This is a genomic window from Comamonas sp. MYb69, from assembly GCF_037479315.1.
Taxonomy (GTDB): Bacteria; Pseudomonadota; Gammaproteobacteria; order Burkholderiales; family Burkholderiaceae_C; genus Comamonas.
Genome location: NZ_JBBGZG010000016.1, coordinates 74419 through 97727, shown reverse-complemented (window position 1 = coordinate 97727; position 23309 = coordinate 74419). Strand labels below are relative to the sequence as shown.

At 63.6% G+C, this 23309-nt stretch carries 17 protein-coding genes and 1 tRNA gene; 6 read left to right on the top strand and 12 right to left on the bottom strand.

The window, feature by feature from the left end; all coding sequences use genetic code 11:
• Positions 1-93: 93 nt before the first annotated feature.
• The 4 genes from WH303_RS20070 to WH303_RS20055 form a co-directional block, all read right to left on the bottom strand.
• Positions 94-1455 carry a sigma-70 family RNA polymerase sigma factor gene (locus WH303_RS20070; protein WP_339520644.1) on the bottom strand — a complete coding sequence of 454 codons (1362 nt, stop codon included), beginning with the start codon at positions 1453-1455 and terminating at the stop codon, positions 94-96.
• A 98-nt stretch (positions 1456-1553) separates the two neighbouring features.
• Positions 1554-3869, bottom strand: coding sequence for a TonB-dependent siderophore receptor (locus tag WH303_RS20065; RefSeq protein ID WP_339520696.1), 2316 nt, complete (start codon positions 3867-3869; stop codon positions 1554-1556).
• 266 nt (positions 3870-4135) lie between these two features.
• Positions 4136-5143: a FecR domain-containing protein gene (locus WH303_RS20060; RefSeq protein WP_339520642.1), complete on the bottom strand. Its 1008-nt coding sequence runs from the start codon at positions 5141-5143 to the stop codon at positions 4136-4138.
• On the bottom strand, positions 5140-5649 hold the full coding sequence (locus tag WH303_RS20055) for a sigma-70 family RNA polymerase sigma factor (protein ID WP_339520640.1): 510 nt from the start codon (positions 5647-5649) through the stop codon (positions 5140-5142). The genes WH303_RS20060 and WH303_RS20055 overlap by 4 nt, the downstream gene beginning before the upstream one ends.
• A gap of 204 nt (positions 5650-5853) precedes the next feature.
• On the opposite strand from WH303_RS20055, the gene WH303_RS20050 reads away from it, so the two are divergent.
• The gene (locus WH303_RS20050; protein ID WP_339520639.1) at positions 5854-6750 is read left to right on the top strand and encodes a LysR family transcriptional regulator; all 897 of its coding nucleotides are present in this window, start codon (positions 5854-5856) and stop codon (positions 6748-6750) included.
• Positions 6751-6840: 90 nt separating this feature from the next.
• Here the strand turns inward: WH303_RS20050 and WH303_RS20045 are convergent, their stop codons facing one another.
• Entirely contained in the window at positions 6841-8493 is a 1653-nt protein-coding gene (locus tag WH303_RS20045) for a ParB/Srx family N-terminal domain-containing protein (protein WP_339520638.1), read from the bottom strand.
• Between the two features lie 316 nt (positions 8494-8809).
• Here WH303_RS20045 and WH303_RS20040 point away from each other — a divergent pair, with 316 nt between their 5' ends.
• Positions 8810-9931, top strand: a complete 1122-nt coding sequence (locus tag WH303_RS20040; protein WP_339520636.1) for an NADH:flavin oxidoreductase/NADH oxidase — start codon at positions 8810-8812, stop codon at positions 9929-9931.
• 57 nt (positions 9932-9988) lie between these two features.
• Here the strand turns inward: WH303_RS20040 and WH303_RS20035 are convergent, their stop codons facing one another.
• The 3 genes from WH303_RS20035 to WH303_RS20025 form a co-directional block, all read right to left on the bottom strand.
• Positions 9989-12559: a TonB-dependent siderophore receptor gene (locus tag WH303_RS20035; protein ID WP_339520634.1), complete on the bottom strand. Its 2571-nt coding sequence runs from the start codon at positions 12557-12559 to the stop codon at positions 9989-9991.
• Between the two features lie 112 nt (positions 12560-12671).
• Positions 12672-13682 carry a FecR domain-containing protein gene (locus tag WH303_RS20030; RefSeq protein ID WP_339520632.1) on the bottom strand — a complete coding sequence of 337 codons (1011 nt, stop codon included), beginning with the start codon at positions 13680-13682 and terminating at the stop codon, positions 12672-12674.
• Positions 13679-14206, bottom strand: a complete 528-nt coding sequence (locus WH303_RS20025) for a sigma-70 family RNA polymerase sigma factor (protein ID WP_339520630.1) — start codon at positions 14204-14206, stop codon at positions 13679-13681. The genes WH303_RS20030 and WH303_RS20025 overlap by 4 nt, the downstream gene beginning before the upstream one ends.
• Before the next feature lie 494 nt (positions 14207-14700).
• On the opposite strand from WH303_RS20025, the gene aspT reads away from it, so the two are divergent.
• Both aspT and WH303_RS20015 read left to right on the top strand, forming a co-directional pair.
• Entirely contained in the window at positions 14701-16386 is a 1686-nt protein-coding gene (gene aspT / locus WH303_RS20020; protein ID WP_339520628.1) for an aspartate-alanine antiporter, read from the top strand.
• 104 nt (positions 16387-16490) lie between these two features.
• Positions 16491-18092, top strand: coding sequence for a bifunctional aspartate transaminase/aspartate 4-decarboxylase (locus WH303_RS20015; protein WP_021025151.1), 1602 nt, complete (start codon positions 16491-16493; stop codon positions 18090-18092).
• A gap of 82 nt (positions 18093-18174) precedes the next feature.
• Here the strand turns inward: WH303_RS20015 and WH303_RS20010 are convergent, their stop codons facing one another.
• A complete protein-coding gene (locus WH303_RS20010) occupies positions 18175-20595 on the bottom strand; it encodes a DNA polymerase II (RefSeq protein ID WP_339520627.1) in 2421 nt (806 codons plus the stop codon).
• Between the two features lie 93 nt (positions 20596-20688).
• Between WH303_RS20010 and WH303_RS20005 the strand changes: the two genes are divergently transcribed.
• Together WH303_RS20005 and WH303_RS20000 are read left to right on the top strand one after the other, a co-directional pair.
• Positions 20689-21576 carry a M35 family metallo-endopeptidase gene (locus tag WH303_RS20005; RefSeq protein WP_339520625.1) on the top strand — a complete coding sequence of 296 codons (888 nt, stop codon included), beginning with the start codon at positions 20689-20691 and terminating at the stop codon, positions 21574-21576.
• 21 nt (positions 21577-21597) lie between these two features.
• Positions 21598-22032 (top strand): hypothetical protein, encoded by a 435-nt coding sequence (locus WH303_RS20000; RefSeq protein WP_339520624.1) that lies wholly within the window; start codon positions 21598-21600, stop codon positions 22030-22032.
• 308 nt (positions 22033-22340) lie between these two features.
• Here WH303_RS20000 and WH303_RS19995 read toward each other — a convergent pair.
• The 3 genes from WH303_RS19995 to WH303_RS19985 form a co-directional block, all read right to left on the bottom strand.
• A tRNA-Pro gene (locus tag WH303_RS19995) sits at positions 22341-22417 on the bottom strand.
• A gap of 18 nt (positions 22418-22435) precedes the next feature.
• On the bottom strand, positions 22436-22867 hold the full coding sequence (locus WH303_RS19990; protein ID WP_021025153.1) for a MerR family transcriptional regulator: 432 nt from the start codon (positions 22865-22867) through the stop codon (positions 22436-22438).
• A 113-nt stretch (positions 22868-22980) separates the two neighbouring features.
• Positions 22981-23307, bottom strand: coding sequence for an integration host factor subunit alpha (locus WH303_RS19985; RefSeq protein WP_021025154.1), 327 nt, complete (start codon positions 23305-23307; stop codon positions 22981-22983).
• Positions 23308-23309: the final 2 nt, after the last annotated feature.

The following is a 23309-nucleotide window of genomic DNA, read 5'->3' as shown; positions in this document are numbered from 1 at the left end:
ACAAGGACGACCGGGCCAGAAAGTTCCTGAAAAATAATTCGATCGCGGCTGCCGCAGCCCGCATAGTGCAGTGCCATAGCGTGCGCTGCTCCCTCAAGACCGGCTGCGGCGGCTGAGCAGCAGGCTGCCATCGCTTTGCTGCTGCACCTGCACCGGCAAGGCCCGGGGCAGTGCCTGTATCCAGGCCTGGGCCTCGCCAATGCGCACCCGGCCACTGAGCGGCAGCCGCGCCGCATCGGGCGTGGCCACGATTGCATACGGCGCATAGCGCGCCAACCGTTCCAGCGCCTGGCCCAGGGTGGCATGCTTGAACACCAGCTCACCATGGCGCCAGGAGGCGGCCGACTCCAGGGGCGACAGCTCGGGGCCGCGGTCGCCCGCCGCCCACTGCAGCGCTTGGCCGGCCTCCAGCGTATGTACAAAGCCATCATCCTGCGCCGTTGGGGAGGCATCGCCATCGGCCATCGGCTCCACACGCACCCGGCCGGATTCGACCTGCACGCTGACCCGGCTGGGCCCCCGGCCCATCGGCGTGATCTCCACGCCAAAGCGCGTACCCAGCACGGTGATGCGCAGGCCGGCCGCCTGCACCTCGAACGGCAGGTTCTCCTCACGCGCCACCTCAAAAAAGGCGGCGCCCTGCAGCAGCTGCACCGATCGGCGCGCCGCAAAATACTGCAGCTGCGCCTGGCTGAGCGCATCGAGCAGCAGGCTGGAGCCATCGGGCAGCGCATGGCGCACCTGCTGGCCGCGTGGGCTGCTCCAGCTGGCCTGCCACTGCACATGCTGCTGGCGGTACAGCTGCCACTGCTGCCAGCCCAAATGACCGCCCAGGCCCACACCGGCAACACCCAGCAGCGCGGCCAGGCTGCGGCGCCGGCCGGCACGCCGGGCGCTGCCCAGGTGGTTGCCGCGCCAGCGCTGCAAGGCGTCTTCGACACAGGAACTGGCCTGGATCAGATCGCGTTCGATGGTATTCAGCGATACGCCCAGCCGCTCGGCAATCAGCGGCTGCTTGTCGCCATGGATGCGGTGGGCCACAAAGGCGGCGCGGCTGCGCTCGGGCAGGCCGGCCAATGCCGTCTCCAGCACCGCCAGCGCCTGGCGGTACATGACGGAATCGGCCACATCCGGCGCATGGCTGGGCGCCAGCTGCTCCTGCAATACGGCGCCTTCTACATAGCGGCCATGGCGCTGGCGGCGGCGGTGCGCATCCAGCGCCATATGCTGGGTCATCACCGCCAGGTAGGCTGTCGTGTCATCGGGCTGGTCGCCAGCGGCCTCGGCCTGGCCACTGGCCTGCGCATGTTCGGCCAGTTTGAGCCAGGCCTCATGCACCAGCTCACCCGCCTCGTCGCGGCTGCCGGTGCTGCGCGTCGCCACCCGCACCAGATCGGCATAGGCCCGGTCAAAGCCGGTCAATAGCGCGCGGGTGAAGGAGGCAGACAATTCCATGGGGCTGGATCATAAGCCATGTAAAGAGAATCATTCTCAATAGCCATACTGATTTTCTGTCCTCTGCCCCAGGAACGCGCTTTTCTGCCTTCGAGGGCTTAGAAGTAGTACTTGAAGCTCAGCGTCGCCTCGCGGTCCACACCGCGGAAGATGCCCGCGTAGTAGGTCTTGTTGAAGAGGTTGTTGACGTTGAGCGCCACGCGGTACTGGGGTGTTTCATAGGCCAGCGCCAGATCGGCCACGGTCACCGAATCGTTGTAGTTCAGGCTGCCATTGGAGGCCAGGTTATAGGGCGAGCGGCCCTTGTAGCGCAGGCCAGCACCCACCATCACGCCCGGCAGGCTGCGCGGGCGGTAGTCCAGCCAGAGGCTGGCCATGTGGCGGGAGGTCTGCAAGGTTTGCCGGCCGATCTCTGCCGGACGGTTGCTTTGGGTGGTGCGCGGGTCCAGGTAGGTGTAGCCAAGCATGCCCTGCACCTCAGGCGTGAGGGCCATCTGCGCTTCCAGCTCGAAGCCGGTCGAGCGCACCTCGCCGGTCTGCACGCTAAAGCGCGGGTGGTCCGGGTCCTGGGTGGTCACATTGGTCTGGCGCAGGTCAAACACCGAGGCGGTGACCACGCTCTTGCTGCCGGGCGGCTGGTACTTGATACCGACCTCGTACTGCTTGCCCTTGCGCGGCGCAAAGGCGCTGCCATCAAAGGCCAGGCCGGTGGTTGGATCGAACGATGTCGCGTAGCTGGCATACGGCGCCAGACCATAGGCCATCTGGTAGAGCAGGCCAACGCTGCCGCTGGTGGCGTTGTCGCGCATGCGTGGCTGGCTACTGCTGTTTTGCGTGGTGCGGGCCGCATCATGGCGCAGGCTGAGGTTGGCAATCCAGGGCCCGCGCTTGAACTGGTTGAGCGTGTAGATGCCGGTCTGGCGCAGGTCGCTGTTGCTGTCTTCGAGCTCAGGCACCGCAATCGACTGGCCATAGATGGGCGCGCTCAGGCTGAGGTTGGGCACATCCCAGCCAAAGCCCAGACCGCCACGCTCCTTGTACTGGGTGATATCCACGCCCCAGGCCATGCGGTGCTCCACATCGCCCCAGCGCAGGTCCTTCTGCGCCCGGGTGTCCATCGCCAGGGTCTTGCCCTTGGTGCGCTGTGCCAGGCTGGCGCGGGTGATGCTGTCGCCATCGGCCAGCACATCCATCGCATAGATGTGGCGGTAGTCGATGTCGATCGTGGAGTAGCGCAGGTTTTGCGTGAAGGTCCAGCCGTTGTCGGTCTGGTGCGAGAACGCATAGCCCAGCGAGCGGGTGTCGCGGTCAAAGCGGTCAAAGGCCGGGTCGCCTGCCGTCAGCTTGGGCGACAGCTGCTTGATCTGCGGATAGCTGAACAGGCTGGGCCACCAGGGCTTGGGCGTGCTGCGCTCGCGTGAGTAATTGGCCAGCACCGTCAGCTGGGTCTGGTTGGAGATATTCCACAGCAGCGATGGCGCAATGGCCAGGCGGTCGTCGCGCGATCCGATAGCGCGGCCATCGCTGTCGCGCCCTTTGAGGTTAAGGCGGTAGAGCAGCTTGCCATCGGTATCGAGCGCGCCGCCCAGGTCGGCGCTGAGCTGGGTGCGGTGGTAGCGCCCGTACGAGGCGCCCACGCTGTTGACATGGTCCGCCTGGGGCCGCTTGGACAGCACATGGATGACGCCGCCGGGCCGGCCCTGGCCAAACAGCATGGATGCGGGGCCCTTGATGACCTCCAGGCTCTCGATCTCGTCGATCTCATCGTTCCAGGAGCCATAGGTGCCGGCGGCAAACTGCCGCAGCCCATCCTTGTAGTACGAGCTGCCATCGCTGAAGCCCCGGATGATGGCGCCCGTCATGCGCACATCGGCGCCCGTCACCTCGGTGGCCACGCCGGGTGTATAGGACAGTGCCTGCTCAATGCTCTTGGGCGCCTGGGCCTGCAGCTGCGCCTGGCTCACGACCGAGATGCTGCGCGGCGTCTCCATCAGGCTGGTGCCCAGCTTGGTGGCAGACACGGGGCCGGGGCTGGCATAGCCCTGCTGCGCCTGGCCGCGCTGCGAGGTGACGGTGACCGCTGGCAAGGTGGTGTCACCCGCCTGGCCGGCGCTGGCCGGTGCCACGGCCGGGCGCGGCGCGGCTTGCAAAATATAAGCCCCGTCAGCCGTGCGCTGCAGCGCCAGGCCGGTGCCGGCCAGCAGGCGCTGCAGGGCCTCATCCGGCGCATAGCTGCCCTGCAGGCCCGCGCTGCGCAAGCCCTGGACCTGCGCTTGCGTGAAGGACAGCAGCAGGCCCGATTCGCGCCCAAAGCGGTTGAGCGCATCTTCGAGTGCGCCGGCCGGGATCTGGTAGCTGCGGCTGGCTCCCACGGCCTGCGATGCTGCTGGTTGCTGGGCATGGCTACTGGCCATGCCGGCACAGGCCAGCGCCAGCACCAGGCTGCGGCAGGCCCAGGCATGGGTTGCGGAAGAAGCGTTAAACAACGGCAGCCTGGCAGCGGCACGCGGGTGGACAGAAGACTTGGCCATGGTGATCACAAAGAAAAGAGGACGGGTGGCAGGAGCGCCGTGCAAGACGGCGCCATGCCGCTTTCCTTTGACATGTCCCGCGAGAACCTAAAACAGACCAGGGTGGCCAAAAAATTCTTCAAAATTCTTTGCCCTGCCTTCGATCTGTCTCAGCCAGCCCTCTCCACCACCACCTCGCGCTGGCCCCACCAGCGCACCAGGCTGCGCACCCGCAGGCCCGGCAGGGCGTCAAGCGTGGCCAACACCCGTGCCACATCGGCCAGCGGGTAGCTGCCCGACATGCGCAGCGCCGCCACCGCCGGGTCGCAGACCAGGCGCTCCACGCTATAGGGCTGCAGCGCCGCCAGCATGTCGGCCAGCGGCATGCCGCGTGCGACCAGCATGCCGTCGGTCCAGGCCAGGCTGTCTTCAACCACCGCTTGCGGCGTAGATACCGACGCGGCTTGCAGCACGGCGCTAAAGCCGGCTTGCAGCACGGGACCGGCCCCGGCACTGTGGGCGGGGGTCAGCCGCACGGCGCCATCAAACACGCTGACCAGGCTGCCCCCACCCGCCAGGCTGCGCAGCGAAAAGCGGGTGCCCAAGGCCTGCGCCAGTCCTTCGCGTGTCTGCACGACAAAGTCGCGCGCAGGTTGTTGGTGATCGGCTGCCGTGGTGATCAGCACCTCGCCCTCCAGCAGCTGCAGGCGGCGCAGGCCTGCGCTGTAGTCGATGTTCAAGGCCGTTGCGCCGTTCAGCACGATTTGGGTGCCGTCTTCCAGACGCATGCGCTTGCGCTCGGCACGGGCCGTGCGCACATCGGCGCTCCAGCGCCGCCAAGGCAGCTGCTGCTCGGCCTGCCAGACAAGGCCCGCACCAAACACCAGCAACGCCAAGGTCTGCACCACCTGGCGGCGGCGGGCAGAGCCCCGGGGCGCCAAGGCCGCCCGCGCCACCTCGGCCGCGCCGCTGCTGCCAGGCGCCGCCAGTGCGCTGAGTTTGCCGCTGACCTGGGCCAGCTGTTGCCAGGCTTTTTCATGCAAGGGGTCGGCATCGCGCCAGGCCAGCCAGGCCTGGTGCTGGCCCTCGCTCAGCGCGCCCTCTTGCTGCTGCAGCCACCACTCCACCGCGCTACGCGCTACCTCGGGCGGTATGGCCAAGGCGCCGGGGCCCGTCATGTCGCCACCGCAAAAAAGCAACGCATGCCCGCCTGCAGCAGGTAGCGCTTGACGGTGGTGATCGACACGCCCAGCGCCTGTGCAATCTCGGCCTGCTTCATGCCATCGAGCTGGGCCATCAAGAACGCCCGGCGCACGGGGACCGGCAGGCCATCGAGCAGGCGGTCGATCTCGTCGAGCGCCTCCAAGAGCAGCGCCCGCTCTTCGGGCGAGATGGCCGTGGCCTGCGGCACCTGGGCCAGCGCCTCCAGGTAGGCGCGTTCGAGCTGCTGGCGGCGGTAGTGGTTGGCCAGCACGCGCTGGGCCACCGTTGTCAAAAACGCCCGGGGCTCGCGCGCCTGCACCGGCTCCTCGCGCGTGAGCAAGCGCATGAAGGTGTCCTGCGCCAGATCGGCCGCCTGGTGCACATCGCCCAGCTTGCGGCGCAACCAGCCCTGCAGCCAGCCATGGTGGTCGGCATAGAGCGTGGCAACTTCTGAATGCACAGGGGGTTCGGCGCTGGTCATAGGGCTGGGGGCATGCAGGCATGCCCATAGACAATGCAAATAGGAATTAATCGCATTGTAACCAGCGGTATTTGACCCCTTTGGCCTCCGCACCACGGCCACCCTCTTCCCATACGGCCATTGCCCAAACCCGCATGGCCACGCCGGAAAGCGAGGAGCGCGACAATATCAGCCAAATTTAGCTATATGTAAACTTCGATAAGCATGCGAGATATCAAGAAGATGGACCTCAACCTGCTCAAGGCGCTGGACGCACTGCTCGATGAGCGCAGCGTGACCCGTGCGGCCGGCAGGCTGGGGCTGACCCAGCCGGCGATGAGCGGCATGCTGCAGCGCCTGCGCGAGAGCTTTGCCGACCCCTTGTTTGCGCGCGTCCAGCGCGGCATGGTGCCCACGCAGCGCGCGCTGGATCTGGCCCTGCCGGTCAAGCAGATGCTGTGCGAGATCGATGCATTGCTGCAGCCACCGGTGTTTGACCCCAGCTCCGCCCGGCTCACCTTCCGCATCGCTGCCACCGACTATGCGCTGCGCGCCATTGCCGTGCCCTTTCTGGCAGCCTTGAAGCGCCAGGCGCCCAGCATTCGCGTCTCGCTGATCCCGCTGGAGCCGCGCCTGGTGCAGGGCCAGCTCGAGCGCGGCGATATCGACCTGGCGTTTTTGACGGGTGACAATACCCCCCAGGACATGCATGCGCGCGAGCTGTTCCAGGAGCACTATGTCTGCGTGATGCGCGCAGGCCACCCGGCTGCGGGCCGCAAGCTCAGCGTCAAGCAGTTCTGCGCGCTGGACCATGCGCTGGTGTCGTACGAAGGCGGCGGCTTCCACGGCGTGGTGGACGAGGCGCTGGAGAAGCTGGGCCAGCGCCGCGAGGTCACCTTGTCGCTCAAATGCTTTGTGGTGCTGCCCGATATCCTGCGCTCCAGCGACCTGGTCGCCGTGCTGCCCAGCCGCCTGGTCGCTGGCATGGAGGGCTTGTCGGTCTGCAAGCCGCCCGTGGAGGTGCCAGGTTTTAGCAAGCTGGCCGTCTGGCATGAGCGCAGCCACCACAACCCGGCGCAGCGCTGGCTGCGCGAGCTGCTGTTTTCTGCGACCCAGGCATAGGAAAGGGCCCCATAAGGGGCCCTCAGAATTGCCACATGAGCGCCCTACCCCAAGGTTGCGGCGCTCCACGGGCTTAGGTGCTGGCCACGCTTATTGCGCTACCCAGGGCGGCGACTGGATGTAGTTGTCCCAGCATGCAGGCTGCTGCGCTGGAGCGCCTTGGCAGCTGCGCCAGCCTACGGCATACCAGGCCTTGCCGCCGTTGCGGTAGTCGCCGGATTTTTTGGCGTCACTGCGCCAAACTTCCTTTTCCAGCGTGTCGTTCCAGTCCTTTGTCTTCAAGGGGCTTGTGCTGGGTGTGAGCTGGCCCATGGCGGTATTGGTCACGCCAGGAAAAATCTCCGTCCCCGGCGTGGCGCTGCGCATTTTGAAAGCCGCATCGCGTACAGCGGCGACATAGCTGACGGTGCTGCCTGCGCCCGCTGTTTCAACGCCGCTTTGGACATTGACTTCGGCAGCGTTGAGGTCCTTCAGGTTGTACTTGCTCAGGTCGATGGCAGCTTGGCCGGACGCTGCTTCGCGCAGCCACAGACCCCAGTAGAACTCGGCAAATTCCTGCACCTGGGCATTGCTGTAGCCCATATCGCGGGTGAGGTAGACCAAGGAGCGATAAGGGTCGTCCGCCAGTGCGCCCAGGCCCAAGGTGCTGGGCAATTGTTCTGGCGTGATGGCCTTACCGGCCTTATCGAACAGCCAGACGAACTTGTTGGCCTGCATTTTTTGCCAGAAGCTCGTGAGGTCTGGCGTATCGCTGAAATTGCCTGCGACGCGTACATACACCGTCAGGTCTGGGCCGCCATCGGCCAATTCCCACAGGGTCGTGAAGGTGTGGTGGCCATCGGTCAGGTACAGCTGGCCATTGGGGCCCACCACCACGGTTTTGAGGCCATCGGGGCTGACATCGCTATCGGCTACCGTGCATTTGAAACCTGTGCCCTTGATCAGCGAGACCTGGCCTACCCGATAGTCGCTGGCGCTGCCCCGGCCCGTGTCTTCGCAGTAGTCTTTGGCGCGCTTGAGCTCGGTGGCTTCCGTTTGGTCTTTGAAGTTGGTGGAGCCAGCCGCAAAGCGTGCCAGATTTGGTTGCTTGCGCGCCAGATGGTAGTAAATCTGGTCATAGCCCACCGATGGCTGGGTGGGATGCAGGTCCCGCAGTTGGACGGCCATCACCTCGCCCGTTTGGCGGGTAAAGTTGTCGGACACCACCACGTCAATCGCACAAGACTGGCCTGCCGCCAAGCTCAGGTCGTTGCGGCAGGCGGGCACCTGGCTGTCATCGCTGGAGGAAAACAGACGCGTGCTGGCATTGCCGTTTTGGATGCTCAAACCCTGCAGGCGCACTGGCTGCTGGGTGGTGTTGCGCACCAATACCCGCTCGCTGAAGTCCCGGTCCAGACTGATTTTGGCCGGGCTGGTTTGCAGGTTCAGCGTGCGCTGCACTGCTTCGGCCTGCGTGCTGTCTGCCTGGCTGAAGCCCACCACGGCAAGCATCGCCAACACCGGGAGGCTCAACCAATGGCCTGCGCCTTTGCGCTTGCCCAGCAGCAGCACCAAGCCAATGGCCAGCACGCTCAACAACACGGCCAGCGGGCCCAGTGGCACGGGCACGGCTGCGGCAGCGCCTGGGGCCAGGATGGCCACAAACTCCACCACCAGCGAAGCGGTTGTTGGTTGGGCATGGACGGGAGAAGCGGTAGCTGCGACAAGCGCCAGCGTGGCAGTCGGCAAGAGTAGACGGTGCATAAACAGGGGGACTGGTAACAAAATGCTAGGCCGCCACCCTAAGGTGTTTATTTGACAGCATCGTGACAAGACCGGCCATAGCCATCTGTTTTGCGATGCATGCCAGGGGCACGCCTGATATCAGCCAGGCATATGGCCGCCATAAAAAACCAGCATTTGATTTATGGCTGCAGCACCTCAATTGCAGGCGATGGACAGCCGGAGCAGCCCCTGTTTGGGCTGGCGACCTCCCGCCTTGCAGATGTGAAAGCGATCTGCGGGCGGCAGGTCCAGCGGCCGCTCCATCCCTTCTTTTTTCCTCAGCCCAAGCATTGCCATGTCAGCCCTGTTTACCCCCTTTACCCTCAAAGACGTCACCCTGCGCAACCGCATTGCCGTGCCCCCGATGTGCCAGTACAGCGCCACTGATGGCTTTACCAACGAATGGCACCAGGTGCACTACCCCTCGATCGCCCGGGGCGGCGCGGGCCTGGTGATTGTTGAAGCCACCGGCGTATCGGCCGATGGCCGCATCAGCCCTGCCTGCCTGGGCCTCTGGGATGACGCCCATGTGCCCGGCCTGGCGCGCATTGCCGCTGGTATCGAGGCCGCAGGCGCCGTGCCCGGCATCCAGATCGCGCACGCCGGCCGCAAGGCCAGCGCCAACAGCCCTTGGGAAGGCGACGACCATATCCCCGAGAGCGACCCGCGCGCCTGGCAAACCATTGCACCCTCGGCCATCGCCTTTGGTGGCGACCTGGGCCGCGTGCCCCGTGAGATGACCCTGACCGATATCGAACGCGTGAAGGCCGACTTTGTCGCCGCCGCCCGCCGCGCGCTGGCTGCCGGCTTCAAGTGGCTGGAGCTGCACTTTGCCCATGGCTACCTGGCCCAGAGCTTTTTCTCGGCCCACTCCAACCAGCGCCAGGACGCCTATGGCGGCAGCTTTGACAACCGCGCCCGCTTTGCGCTGGAAACCCTGGCCGCCGTGCGCGAAGTCTGGCCCGAGAACCTGCCACTGACCGCCCGCTTTGGCGTCATTGAATACGATGGCCGCGATGAGGAAACCCTGGCCGAATCCATCGAGCTGGTGCGCCGCATGCGCGAAGGGGGGCTGGACCTGCTCAATGTCAGCGTGAACTTTGTCATCCCCGGCGTGCAAATCCCCTGGGGCGAGCCCGCCTTCCTGGCCCCGATTGCCCAGCGCGTCAGCCGCGAAGCCGGCCTGCCCGTGGCATCGAGCTGGGGCATTGACGACCCCGAGCTGGCCGAGCGCGTCGTCGCCGAAGGCCAGATGGCGCTGGTAATGATGGGCCGCTCGATGCTGGCCAACCCGCACTACCCCTACACCCTCGCCCAGCAGCTCAAGGCAGCCCGGCCGGACTGGGTTCTGCCCGCCCCTTACGCGCACTGGCTGGAGCGCTACCGTGGTGCGGGCAAGCAGGCGGCGGTGGCCTGAGCCTTCCCCCGCGTTCTAAGGGACCCACCCGAGACCTCGGGCCGGTCCTTTTTTGCTTTAAAACCGGTACCGCGCCGTCAGCATCACATTGCGCGGATCGCCAAAGAAGTTGGGGCCGTTGTCTGCGCCGATGGAGCTGTAGTAGTAGCGGTCGAACAGGTTGTTGATGTTCAGGTTCAGATCCAGCTGGCGGTTGACGGTGTAGCCCAGGCGCAGGCCGGCGATGGCAAAGCCGCCCTGGTGCACGCTCCAGGGGCTGTCGGTCTTGCTTTGCACCTCCAGCGATCCGCCCACGCTCCAGCGCTGCCAGTCGCCTGGCAGGCGGTAGTTGGTGGCCAGCTTGACGAGGGTTCGCGGAATATTGGAGGCATAGCGCTCGCCCATGGTGTAAGTGCCGGCCGGGTCATAGGCCGATGCCGGGCTGCGCCGCTTGGCCGAGGCATAGGTGTAGCTGGCGGCCACCTGCCAGCCGGGTTGCAGCTCGCCGCTCAGCTCCAGCTCCACACCACGGCTGCGCACTTTGCCGGCAGACTGGTAGCAGCTGGTGGCGCGACCTCCACAGGCCGATGCCGGCAAGGCATCGGGCAGGTTGTCCAGATCGATCTGGAAGATCGCAGCGCTGGCATTGAGCTTGCCGTCCAGGTATTCGCCCTTGATGCCCAGCTCGAAGTTGGTGCCGGTCTGCGGCGGCAGGCTGCCGCCATCGGCGCTTTCGTAGCTTTGCGGGTTGAAGATGCGTGTGCCACTGGCGTAGACCGAGTACTGGTCATTGAGCGTGTAGACCAGGCCTGCATAGGGCGTGAACTTGCGCGTTGCCTTGTCGTGCGTGACGCCATAGGGCGTATCGCCGTCGTACTGTGCCTGGTCGCGCTCGAACCAGTCCAGACGTGCACCCAGAATCAGCTTGGTGGCATCGCCCAGCGCCAGGCGGTTCATGCCGTAGAGGCTGGTCTGGTCCATCTCGGCTTTGCGCGCCCACAGGCCAAACTCGCCAATCGTCGGCTTGGGAATGCTGCCCGGGTCCCAGCTGAGCGGGTTGAACGTGCCCAGCGTGAAGTTGCCATTGATCGTGGCGCCGCCGCCCACATCGTTCCAGCGGCTGCGGCGGTGGCTGGCGCCCAGGACCAGGTCATGCGCGCGGCCCCAGGCATTGAACTGGCCCGAGAGCTGGGCATCGATGCTGCGCTGGGTGCGGTCGTAGTCATAGCCACCACCACCCAGACCGAACTGGGTCTGGCCATTGCTGTCCAGTACCGGCGTGCGCAGGTAGGTGCCCAGCATGTGCATCTCGCTGTTGATGGCCGAGGCGGCCAAGCGCGCCTTCCAGCCATTTTCCAGGCGGTGCTCCAGATCGGCAAACACCGTCTTGCTGCGCTTGTCCCAGAAGGACCAGCTGGGGCTCATGCGGGTCGAGCGCGACAGCGGCAAAAAGCTGCCGTCGGGGTTGGTGCCCAGGCCGTTCCAGTCCACGCCGGGGTTGTCTTCGTCGCTGAAGGAGCCGCCCACGGTCAAGGTGGTGGAGGCCGTCAGGTCGGCTTCGACAATGCCATAGACGAGACTGCGCTTGTTCTTGGTGTCGTCGATGAAGGAGCCCTTGTCCTGGCGGCTGACCACGGTGCGGCCGCGCAAAGTGCCTGCCTCGTTCAAGGGGCCGCCCACATCGAGCGAGGCCGTGTAGTTGTTCCAGCTGCCAGCGCTGGCGGTGACATTGCCCTCCAAGCTGCGGCCCGGGCGCTTGCGCACCAGGTTGATCGAGCCGCCCGGCGTGCCCGCGCCCTCGGTCAAACCGGCTGCGCCGCGCATGATCTCGGCCCGGTCATACATGGACAGCGCGCCGGTGGACAGCGCCGCCTCCTCATACTCAATCGGCAGGCCATCGACCAGCAGGTTGTTGATCTCAAAGCCGCGCGACGAAAAGCGGTAGCGCTCGCCGCCCCACTTGACCACCGACAGGCCCGGCGCCGCCTGTGCAATGTCGGCCAGCGATACCAGGCCCCGGTCTTCGATCTGCTGGCTGGTGATGACGGACACGGACTGCGGCGTCTCGCGCGGCGACAGGGCCAGCGGCGTGGCGGTGCGCATCTGCTGCGTGGTGTAGCTGCCCGTGCCTTCGGTGGCGCCGCTGCGGTCAAGCGGCGCGCTGACCTTGACTTCGGGCAGGGTCAGCGCTCTGTCCGTGCCATCGGCGGGTCGGGCCGTAGCTGCGGCGGGCGCCGGTGCAACACGCAAGGTATAGACACCGGCTGCGCGCGCCGCTACCGGCTCCAGGCCCGTGCCGGTCAAGAGGCGGGCCAGGCCTGCATCCACCGCATGGCGCCCTTGCAGGCCGGGCGACTGCTTGCCCGCCAGCAGCTGTGGCGGCATGCTGATGCTGATACCGGCTTGCTCGGCAAAGCGCGCCAGCGCTTCGTCCAGCGGCCCCGCCGCAATCTGGTAGCTGCGCAGGTCAGCGGCCTGGCTGCTGGCTGCGCTGGTAGGGTTGTCGGGGGTAGATGGCGGCTGCTGGGCATGGCCCAGGCTGGCGCTGCAGGCCATGGCCAGCAGCGCGCTGCGCACGGCTGCACTGAGGGGCCGGCGCAGCAAGGCGGGCGTGGCGGATTGTTTGGAACAGGTAAAAGCGGAACCCATGTCGGCGTACTCCGGATAGTGTCAATGAAGGTCTCTCAAGGCTTCACACGCCAAATCCGGAAAAGGGACAGCTGGGAGCAGAAATATTGGAAAAAGAAAAACAAGGGCGAGATCAGGACGCGTCAGCAGGCACCAAGGTGACCCAGTAGCGGCTGCGGTAGACGACCTGCACCGGCAGCAGATCGGGCAGGCTGTCCAGCACCGGCGTGGTATCGCGCAGCTGAAAACTGCCCGACAGCCGCAGCTCGGCCACCGCCGGATCGCAGCGCAGCAGACCGCTGCGGTAGCGGCCCAGCTCGGCAGCAAAATCGGCCAGCCGCATATTGCGCACATGCAGCACACCCCGGGTCCAGCTGTCTGCCTGTGGCGCCACGGCCTCGATGGCTGAGGCACCATCTGCATGCAGCTGCGCCTGCTGACCGGCATGCAGTACCACAGCGCTGCTGCCAGCTTGCGCGGGCCGCATCTCCACAGCGCCTTCGAGCACCGCCACCGCTGTCGCATCGCCTTGCACCCGCACGGTAAAGCGCGTGCCCAGCGCACGCAGCCGCCCCTGGGGGATGGCCACGACCAGCGGGCGCGCCGGCACGACTGGGTCGGCAGCAGTCTGTACATGGATGGCGCCCTGCTGCACCCGGATCAGGCGCAACGCGTTGTCAAAGCGCACATCGATGGCGGTGGCGGTATCGAGCTGGAGCTGGCTGCCATCGGCCAGCACCAGGGCACGCTGCTCACCGGTGGCGGTGCGGTAATCGGCCAGCCAGCCCGCTTGCTCGCTCTGGCGCCAGGCCATCCAGCCCAGGGGGGCGGCCACCAGCAAGGCAGCGAGGCCGCGTATCGCTTGCCGGCGCCGGGCGGCGGGGCGGTCCAGCGCGGCCATCGCCAGCGACGGCGGTAGCTGCGCCATCTGGCCTGCCAGGCGCTCGGCCTTGTGCCAGGCCGCGGCATGCACAGGATCGGCCGCCAGCCATTGCTGCCAGCGTGCCCGGTCCTGCGCGCTGGCATCGCCTGCCTGCAGCAGAAAAAACCATTCGGCCGCCTGCAGTGCGGCCTGCTCGCTGATCGGGCTGGTGCTGGCTGCGGGCGCTGCTGCCTGGCCCGGGGCGGGATGCAAGGTGCTCATGGCATCAGCACGATGCAGCGTGCCATCGCCTGGGCCATATAGCGTTTGACCGTGCGCTCGCTGCATTGCAGGCGGCTGGCAATATCGGCATAGGCCATGCCTTCCAGCTGCGCCAGCAGGAAAGCCGCACGCACCGGCGCGGGCAGGCCATCGAGCACGGCCTCGAGCTGCTGCAGGGTTTCCAAAATGATGGCCTGGTGCTCGGGCGATGGCGCCAGCAGCTCGGGCATCAGCGCCAGCGCTTCCAGGTAGGCCTGCTCGAGCGAGCGGCGGCGGTGCAGGTTGGCAACCAGGCGCTTGGCAACCAGGGTCAGGTAGGCACGCGGCTCGCGCAGCTGCCAGCCGCCTTGTTTCTCCGCGCTGTGCTCGGGCGCATCGAGGAGGCGCACAAAGGTGTCCTGCGCCAGATCGGCTGCATCACCCGCATGACCGAGCTTGCGGCGCAGCCAGCCCTGCAGCCAGCCATGGTGGTCAAGGTAGAGCGCAGCAATGTCGCCGTGTGGCGTGGGGGCGGTGGAAGGCATGGAGAGCCGGTTCTGTGCAGGCCCTGGGCAGCCGCATTCAAACAAGAATCATTCTTATTTAATTTTAACCAAATCTTGTCTGGGGCCATCTGCCACATCTATAAACACCCAAAGAGCTGTGGTGAGAACGCATCAGCACTTGGGCCGGACGCTGCGCCTGTCACCCGGCTTCAACGCGGCAACCCAGCGATGAAAACCGGCCATCGCCGGGCCAGAGGGAGGCACTCACTTACGGCCCCACTCAGCCTGCTGGGAGCGAAAGACATCGACAGCACAGCGCTATACCGCGCGCTAAGCCTTTGAAAAAACAACCATTTGATATGGGTCAATGCCTGGCGGTCCGGCTGTTTTGCCAGCCCCGTCCTACATGCAGATTTCGGCCACCTCGGTTAACGTGGTCAGCGCCCCAATGACAACAATTCTTAACAAGCTGTACACCGCGCGACATGGGTTTAATGCGGTAGCGCAGCCTTCTTTTGATTGGAAAGGCTCGTATGGATTGGCTCAGAGGTATCTTGCACCAGGCGCCCGAGATAGCGCTGTTTGCATCGCTGGCACTTGGCTATGGGGTCGGCAAGCTGCGGTTTGGCTCGTTCCAGCTGGGGGGCGTGGCGGGCTCGCTGCTGGCGGCTGTGTTGATCAGCCAGGTGGGGGTGACCATCGACTCGGGCATCAAGGCGGTGCTGTTTGCGCTGTTCATCTATGCCGTGGGTTTTGAGAGCGGGCCCCAGTTCTTTCGCTCCCTGGGGCGGCAGTCGATCAAGGAGATCCTGATGGCGGCCGTGGTCGCCATCTCGGGCCTCATCACCGTCGTGGTGCTGGCGCGGGTCTTCCACCTGGACAAGGGGCTGGCTGCAGGGCTGGCCGCCGGCGGCATGACGCAGTCGGCCATCATCGGCACGGCAGGCTCTGCCATTGAGAAGCTGGGCCTGGCGGCTGACGAGGTACAGCGCATGCAGGCCAATGTGGCCATCGGCTATGCGGTGACCTATATCTTTGGCTCCTTCGGCGCCATCTTGCTGTGCGTGAATGTGCTGCAGTGGCTCACCGGCCGCAAGATCCATGACGACGCCATCCAGGCCGAGCAGGAAATGCTCAAGGGCGTGCATGTCTATGGCGCGGGCGAATCGCCTGCGGCGCCTGATCTGGTGGGCCGCATTTTCAAGGTTAAGCAGTCAGGCCGCACGGTGGCCGAGCTGGAGGCCAGCACCCCGCAAGGCTCGGTCACCATCGAGCGCATCCGCCGCAAGAATGCGCTGGTCGGCGTGGACCCGCAGCTGGTGCTGGAAGCGGGCGACATTGTGCTGCTGGTGGGCCGGCGCGCTGCGGTGGTGGCGCTGGGCGCAAACATCGGTGATGAGCTGCAAAGCGCCGAAGACATGGACGTGGTCATGGTGCGCCGCGATGTATCCATCACCAACAGCCAGTACCTCAACCGCAGCGTCAAGGACATTCTGGACAGCCTCACGCCTGAGTTCAAGCATGGCGTCTATGCGGTGGCGCTGACGCGCTCGGGCTCGCCGCTGCCGATCACGCCCAGGACCCTGATCGTGCCCGGCGATGTGGTGACCCTGTTTGGCACGCCCCAGGATGTGCAGAACGCCGCGCAGTCGGTGGGCCCCATCCTCATTCCCAGCGACAAGACGGACTTTGTCTTCCACGGCCTGGGCATCACGGTCGGGCTGCTGATCGGCCTGCTGGTGCTGCGCATCGGCTCCATCCCCATCACCCTGGGCAGCGGCGGCGGCGCCTTGCTGGCGGGCCTGCTGTTTGGCTGGTGGCGCAGCCGCAAGCACACCTTGGGCAATATGCCGACTGCGGCATCCACCCTGCTGCGCGACCTGGGCCTGGCCGGCTTTGTGGCCATGGTCGGCCTGCAGTCGGGCCAGCAGGCGGTGAGCACGGTGATGGAGCAAGGCCTGAGCCTCTTTCTGATGGGCATGGTGGTAACCATCGTGCCGCTGCTGATTGCGATGCTGTTTGGCAAGTATGTGCTGCGCTATGAGAACGTCGCCATCTTTGCCGGGGCACTGTCGGGCGCGCGCAGCGCCAACCCGGCCTTTGGCGAGGTGCTGGACAAGGCGGGCAACGCCATCCCCACGGTGCCGTTTGCGATCACCTATGCGCTGGCCAATGTGTTTCTAACATTGCTGGGCCCACTGGTCATCGCGTTTGCCTGAGCGGCGCTGCTGCGCCCTCTTTTCTATGGATACCCAGGCGGCGCTGCGCCGCCTCCCCCTCTTCTCATTTATCCCGTTTATCAACGACTGCAAGGAGTTGCACCATGTCTCAGGACTACCAGCGTCTGGCCCATTTGAGCCCGTTCGAGCTCAAGGATGAATTGATCAAGGTGGCATCGGGCAAGGCCAATCGGCTGATGCTCAATGCCGGGCGCGGCAACCCGAACTTTCTGGCGACCACGCCACGCCGCGCGTTCTTTCGCCTGGGGCTGTTTGCGGCGGCCGAGTCCGAGCTGTCGTATTCGTACATGACGGCAGGCATTGGCGGCCTGGCCAATATCGAAGGCATTGAAAACCGCTTTGAGCGCTACACGGCCGAGCACCGCGACCAGGAAGGCGTGCGCTTTCTGGCTAAGTCGCTCAGCTATGTGCGCGACCAGCTGGGCCTGGACCCGGCTGCCTTTCTGCACGAGATGGTGGACGGCATCCTGGGCTGCAACTACCCGGTGCCACCGCGCATGCTGAGCGTGAGCGAGAAGATCGTGCGCCAGTACATCGTGCGCGAGATGGCGGGCGGCGCCGTGCCGGTGGAGTCGGTCGACCTGTTTGCCGTCGAAGGCGGCACCGCCGCGATGGCCTATATCTTCGAGAGCCTGCGCATCAGCGGCCTGCTCAAGGCCGGTGACAAGGTCGCCATCGGCATGCCGGTGTTCACGCCCTATATCGAGATCCCCGAGCTGGCGCAGTACGCACTGGAAGAGGTGCCCATCCATGCCGATCCGGACAATGGCTGGCAGTACTCTGACGCGGAGCTGGACAAGCTGCGCGACCCGGCCGTCAAGATCTTCTTCTGCGTCAACCCCAGCAACCCGCCCTCGGTCAAGATGGACCAGCGCAGTCTGGAGCGCATCAAGACCATCATTGCCGACCACCGGCCCGATCTGATGGTGCTGACCGACGATGTCTACGGCACCTTTGCCGATGACTTCCAGTCGCTGTTCTCGGTCTGCCCGCACAACACCTTGCTGGTCTACTCCTTCTCCAAGTACTTTGGTGCCACCGGCTGGCGTCTGGGCGTGATTGCCGCGCACAAAGAGAATGTCTTCGACAAGGCCCTGGCCCAGCTGCCCGAGAGCGCCAAGGTCGAGCTGGACCACCGCTACCGCTCGCTGCTGCCCGATGTGCGCTCGCTCAAGTTCATCGACCGCCTGGTGGCCGACAGCCGCGTGGTGGCGCTGAACCATACGGCCGGCCTGTCCACCCCGCAGCAGGTGCAGATGGTGCTGTTCTCGCTGTTTGCGCTGATCGATGAAGCCGATGCCTACAAGCAGGCGCTCAAGCAATTGATCCGCCGCCGCGAAGCCACCTTGTACCGGGAGCTGGGCATGCCGCCGCTGCACAACCCCAACTCCGTCAACTACTACACCCTGATCGACCTGCAGAGCGTGACCTGCCGGCTCTATGGCCAGGCGTTTTCCGACTGGGCGGTCAAGCAATCGTCTACCGGCGACATGCTGTTCCGCATTGCCGACGAGACCGGCATTGTGCTGCTGCCGGGCCGGGGCTTTGGCTCCAACCGGCCATCGGGCCGCGCATCGCTCGCCAACCTCAACGAGTACGAGTACGCCGCCATTGGCCGCGCCTTGCGCAAGCTGGTGGACGAGCTGTACGCGCAGTTCCAGGCGCAGTCGGGCGCCAAGCCCTGAGCCGCTCAGGCACGCAAACGCGGCAGTGCAGGCCCGCCCTGCGCTGCCCGCCCCAGCTCCCAGCAGCCACTGCAGCAGGCCGTTAGAACAGCTCCTGCTGCAGCGAGGTGAGGCTGTTGAAGTCCTCCCCCAGCGGCTGCAAAATCGAATCGGCAATCGGCTGCAGCTGCTTGCTCAGGTAGTGCTCGTAGTCGATCGGTGACTGGCGCACCTCCAGGGGCTCGGGCCCGCTCTTGCCCATCACATAGCGAATCCAGCCACCGCCCTGGTACTGCAGCGGGCGGCCCAGGCGCCGGTTGTAGTCATCAGCCATGCGGGCAGCGCGCACCTGCGGCGGCAGGTTGGCCACATAGGCATCGAGCCGGTGGCGCAGGCGCTTGCGGTAGACCAGCAAGTCATCCTTCCTGCCAGCCAGGGTCGCCTGCGCATAGTCGATGACAAAGTCACGGTAGGGCTCACCTTGAAAAACCCGTGAGAGCAGCCCTTCCTGGAACTGGCGCGCCAGCAGTGTCCAGTCGCTGCGCGCCATCTCCAGGCCCCGGTAGACCATGGCCTCCTTGCCCTCGGCATCCACACTCAAGCCCGCATAGCGCTTTTTGCTGCCCACGTCCGAGCCCCGGATCGTGGGCATGAAGAACTTCTTGTAATGCGTGTCGAACTCGATCTCGAGAAAGCTCTCGAGGTTCTGTTCCTGGCGCAGGCCTTGCGTCCACCAGGCATTGATATCGCTGACCAGTGACGTGGCCACCGCATGGGCCTCCTGGTTGCTGTGGGCACGCCCCAGCCAGATAAAGATCGAATCCGTATCCCCGTAGATGACCTCGTAGCCGCGCTGCTGCACCAGCGCCTTGGTGCGTTTGACCATCTCATGGCCGCGCAGGGTGATCGACGAGATCAGCGCTGGGTTGAAGAAGCGGCATTCCGTCGCGCCCAGCACCCCGGCAAAGGAGTTCATCACCAGCTTGAGCGCCTGCGACAGCGGCTCGTTCTTCGTGCGCTTGGCCTCATCGCGCGCACGCCAGAGCGTGGTGACGATCTCGGGCAGGCAGTGCTTGTCGCGCGAAAAGCGCGTGTCCATCGGCCCGCGAATCAGCGATGCGGAATCGCTGGCATGCAGGCCTTCGGCCAGGCCCACCGGGTCGACCAGGTAGGTGCGGATGATGGACGGATAGAGGCTTTTGTAATCGAGCACCACCACCGAGTCATAAAAGCCCGGCCGCGAATCGAGCACATAGCCACCGGGCGAGGACTTGCCCCGCACATCGCCCACATTGGGCGCCACATAACCTTGGCGGTGCATGCGCGGCAGGTAGTGGTGGCTGAACGCGGCAATCGAGCCGCCAAACTGGTCCAGCTGCAGGCCGGTGGCATGCGCCCGCTCCATCGCAAACTGCAGCAGCTGGGCCTTGTCAAAAATGCGCAGCACCAGCTCACAGTCGCGGATGTTGTAGGCCGCCAGCGCAGGCTTGTCCTCTTGGTAGCGACGCTCGATCTCGGCCATCTTGTCGTACTCGTCGCCAATGTCCTTGCCCTCGCCCAGCAAGGCCTGGGCCACGTTCTCCAGGCTGAATGACGGAAAGCTCCACACCGCCGCCCGTAAGGCCTCGATGCCATCGATCACCGCGCGGCCTGGCATCGGCGCAAACCAGTAGTCCTGCTTGCCCGGGTGCGCGCGCCAGGCAATGGGCCGGCCCTCGCGCCCCAGCAGCAGCGGGGTCGCACAATCGTCTGCGGTCTTTTGCAGCACCCGCAGGTCAAACTGGATCACATTCCAGCCGACGATGACATCCGGGTCATGGCGCGCAAACCAGTCGTTGAGCTGCTCGATCATCGCCTTGCGGCTCGCGCAATACACCAGCCCGAAATCGCTGCTGGGTTCAGCCTGCTCTGCCTGTGCAGCGGGCGCCGGTGCGTCGGGCGCCCGCGCATCGGGTGCCGGAGCATCGCCCAGCATGAACACCACACGCTCGCCCACGCCATCGAGCGCAATCGAATACAGCTCCTGGTGCTGGCTGGTTTCGATATCGAGCGACACGACTTTGAGCGCAGGCCGGTAGGCTGGCGCGGGCAACAGCTTGCAGTCCACCACGGTGCTGCCTTGCAGTTGTCCGCCTTCAACCTGCACGCCCGCAGTGATAAAGCGCTCCATCAAATAGCGCTCATGGGGGCGCACATCGGCTTCCAAAAGCGATACATCGAGCTGCTTCAAGCCGCGTGCGAGCTTGCCCAACTGCCGGTAATGCTTGGCATAGACCCCCAGCACCGGCTCTTGCTGGAAATTTTTAAGGGCCAGCTCGCGCAGCTCCATACCGGGCATGGCCAGCAGCTGCGTCTGCACCACCACCCGGTGCCGCGCCTTGACAAACGCCACCGAGACCTGCCGCGTCAGCAGCACTTTGAGCGGCCCGGCATCGGTCGCCAGCCAGTACTCCATCTCGGTGCCCGCAGCCGTGTCCCGCCAATGGCGGGTCAGGATGAAACCATGGTGGGGGGTGGTGGGCACGGAAGGGCAGAAGAATTAGGAAAAAAGCGCCGCAGAACCTGCGATCAGGGCCGCTAGGTATTGTGCACGCGGAGAGATATCAAATGTAAACGGGTGCAAATCACCGAGCGCTCTTCGCCACTCTTATGTATCGTCTATCTCTATCAAATTTCTCACCTTGATAGGAAGATTAGTTTAATGACATTATTCAGAGTACCAGGACCCATCGGCGTCAATGTTTCCAACAACTCAGCACCAGGCCCCGAGTTCTCAGCGAGCCTCGGAAATTTTCAAGCGCCAACCACGGGCTGGACTGGAGATATTTTCCCAAGCTCATTTTCCCAGACTCCCTCAGTCATGAGAAAAATGACAAAAACAACAGATCTTGTAGAGCAAATCGAAAATGATTACGCTGATATTTGCCACAACGTGAGGAGTGAAGCATTTGGCAAACTCATGATGGATTATCGTGATGAAGCTGTGGCATATATAAAGACTAGAACAGCTGAACTACATCGGTGGGACGAGCAGGCAAAGGCAAGAACGCTCACTTGGTTTAACAGCTCAGACGATGAAATTCGAGACTATTTATTACCACGGTTAGGCTCCACAATGAGGGTTTTGAAATCTCTAACCCCTGATAACTTTGACTATGACACAGGAGAGAATAGGCAGCTCTCAGGCTGTTTACCCGGACAGGGTATGTTCGAAGAAGGTGCTATTGCCTCCGTTTGCCCTATTGATACCGAGAGGCATCGAATCCTCATCAATATGAAATTCTTCACTATTCCTAAGCGGGGAGTAACTTTCGGCACCAATATCTTTACGGGGAAAGACTCGCAGCTACAGACTTTAATTCATGAGGTCACCCACTTCAATGACGTTGCCAGTTCAACCGATGATTTTTATAGTAACAAAAGCGCATTGTTTCATGCGAAGCATCCAAAGGCACGAATGAATGCAGATAGCCTAGCCGGCTATATTCTTGGAATCAATATTTAATTATTACAAGCACAAAAAATCATGAAATTTCTTAGAGCAACATTAGCTTCATTGATCTATATTTTTTCACCTCTTGCTTATTCGTGCGTCATTCCCGATTTGCAGTACTATATTAAATTCAGCCCAGACACCTCAGAGCTTGGAAAGGAAGAAGCAACAAAGATTGCAAAATGGTTCATCTACTGGAGAGAAAAAGAGGGCATTAAATATGCCATCGTCTTCTCAAACATAACCAAAGAAGACCGCGATTTCAACCAGATTTCCAATCAAAGGGTTAAAAATATAACATCGCTTCTAACGCCTTTACTAGAAGAAAAAATGGAAATCAAATATGGCACATCAATTCGAAATTATTCAGTAGAAAAATCAAAATATGATGATCTGAACGAGATTCAAATATCGATCCAGCCTGAGTGCAAAAGGACTGGAAATTGCTGTGGCGGAAACAGCAGGTGATCTTGCAATGACACAGCCCATACGGTCAGCGCTATACCTGTGGGCGATCGTTATAGAAAGAGTTACCTCCAAAGGAGGAACGTTCATTCATCCCCCCATGTCGTTGCACACCGATAGCCGCTGCAGAACCAGTCTAGGTGAAAAGGATACTTGGCATGCTGATGCTGCGAAGCGATGGCCAGTGAAGCTGCGACCTACGCGTTAGCGGGTGCAGAAAGATAGGAAAACAGCATTGGCAACGCACTTGAAAACCTGCGCGCAACAAAAGAAAAAGGACTTAGCTCTTTCGAGCTAAGTCCTTGTCTTTTTGGTCGGAATGGCGGGATTCGAACTCGCGACCCCTTGCACCCCATGCAAGTGCGCTACCAGGCTGCGCTACATTCCGAAGACTTGAATTATATACCTAGTTTTCGGGGTCTCCGGAAAGAATGCGACGAATTTCTTGCAATTCGATCGCGGCCTGCTGCCAGCTCAGCGGTTCGGCGCTTTCAGCCATGCCGGCAGCCAGCGTATCGGCACCTTCGTCCTGCAGCGCGAACATGCTGTCGTCTTCCAGCGCATCAAGCATGGCCTGGCCGCGCGGCAGTGACTGGAGCTGGTTGCGCGCGCCGCTGATCGTAAAGCCCCGCTCATAGAGCAGCTCACGGATGCGGCGGATCATCAGCACCTCGTGGTGCTGGTAATAGCGGCGGTTGCCCCGGCGCTTGACCGGGCGCAGCTGCGTGAACTCCTGCTCCCAGTAGCGCAGCACATGCGGCTTGACGTCGCACAGCACCGATACCTCACCGATGGTGAAGTAGCGCTTGGCAGGGATGGGGGGCAGCTGTTTTTCCATGGACAAATTGTAAACAGCCGCGAAAGCGGCCGTGTTGCATATAGGCGAAAGCGGGCGACGGTTTGACCTTCAGTGCCAACGCACTGCAGGCGGCCGCGCGCCCAGGGCCTGCGTCACTCCATGTCGGCGGGGGCCTGCACCGAATCCTTGAGCTTGCCGCTGGCATGGAAGGTGACCACGCGGCGCGCCTCGATCGGCACCTCTTCGCCGGTGCGCGGATTGCGGCCGGGGCGGGCCTTTTTCATGCGCACCTGGAAATTGCCAAAGCTCGACAGCTTCACATCCTCGCCCTTGATCAAGCTCTCCGAGATCAGGTCGAAAAAGGCATCGACCATGTCCTTGGCTTCGCGCTTGTTCAGGCCGATGTTGTCAAACAGCATATCGGCCAGCTGCGCCTTGGTCAGCGCAGGTTGTTCCAGGCTCTCAACGGTGAATTCCATAT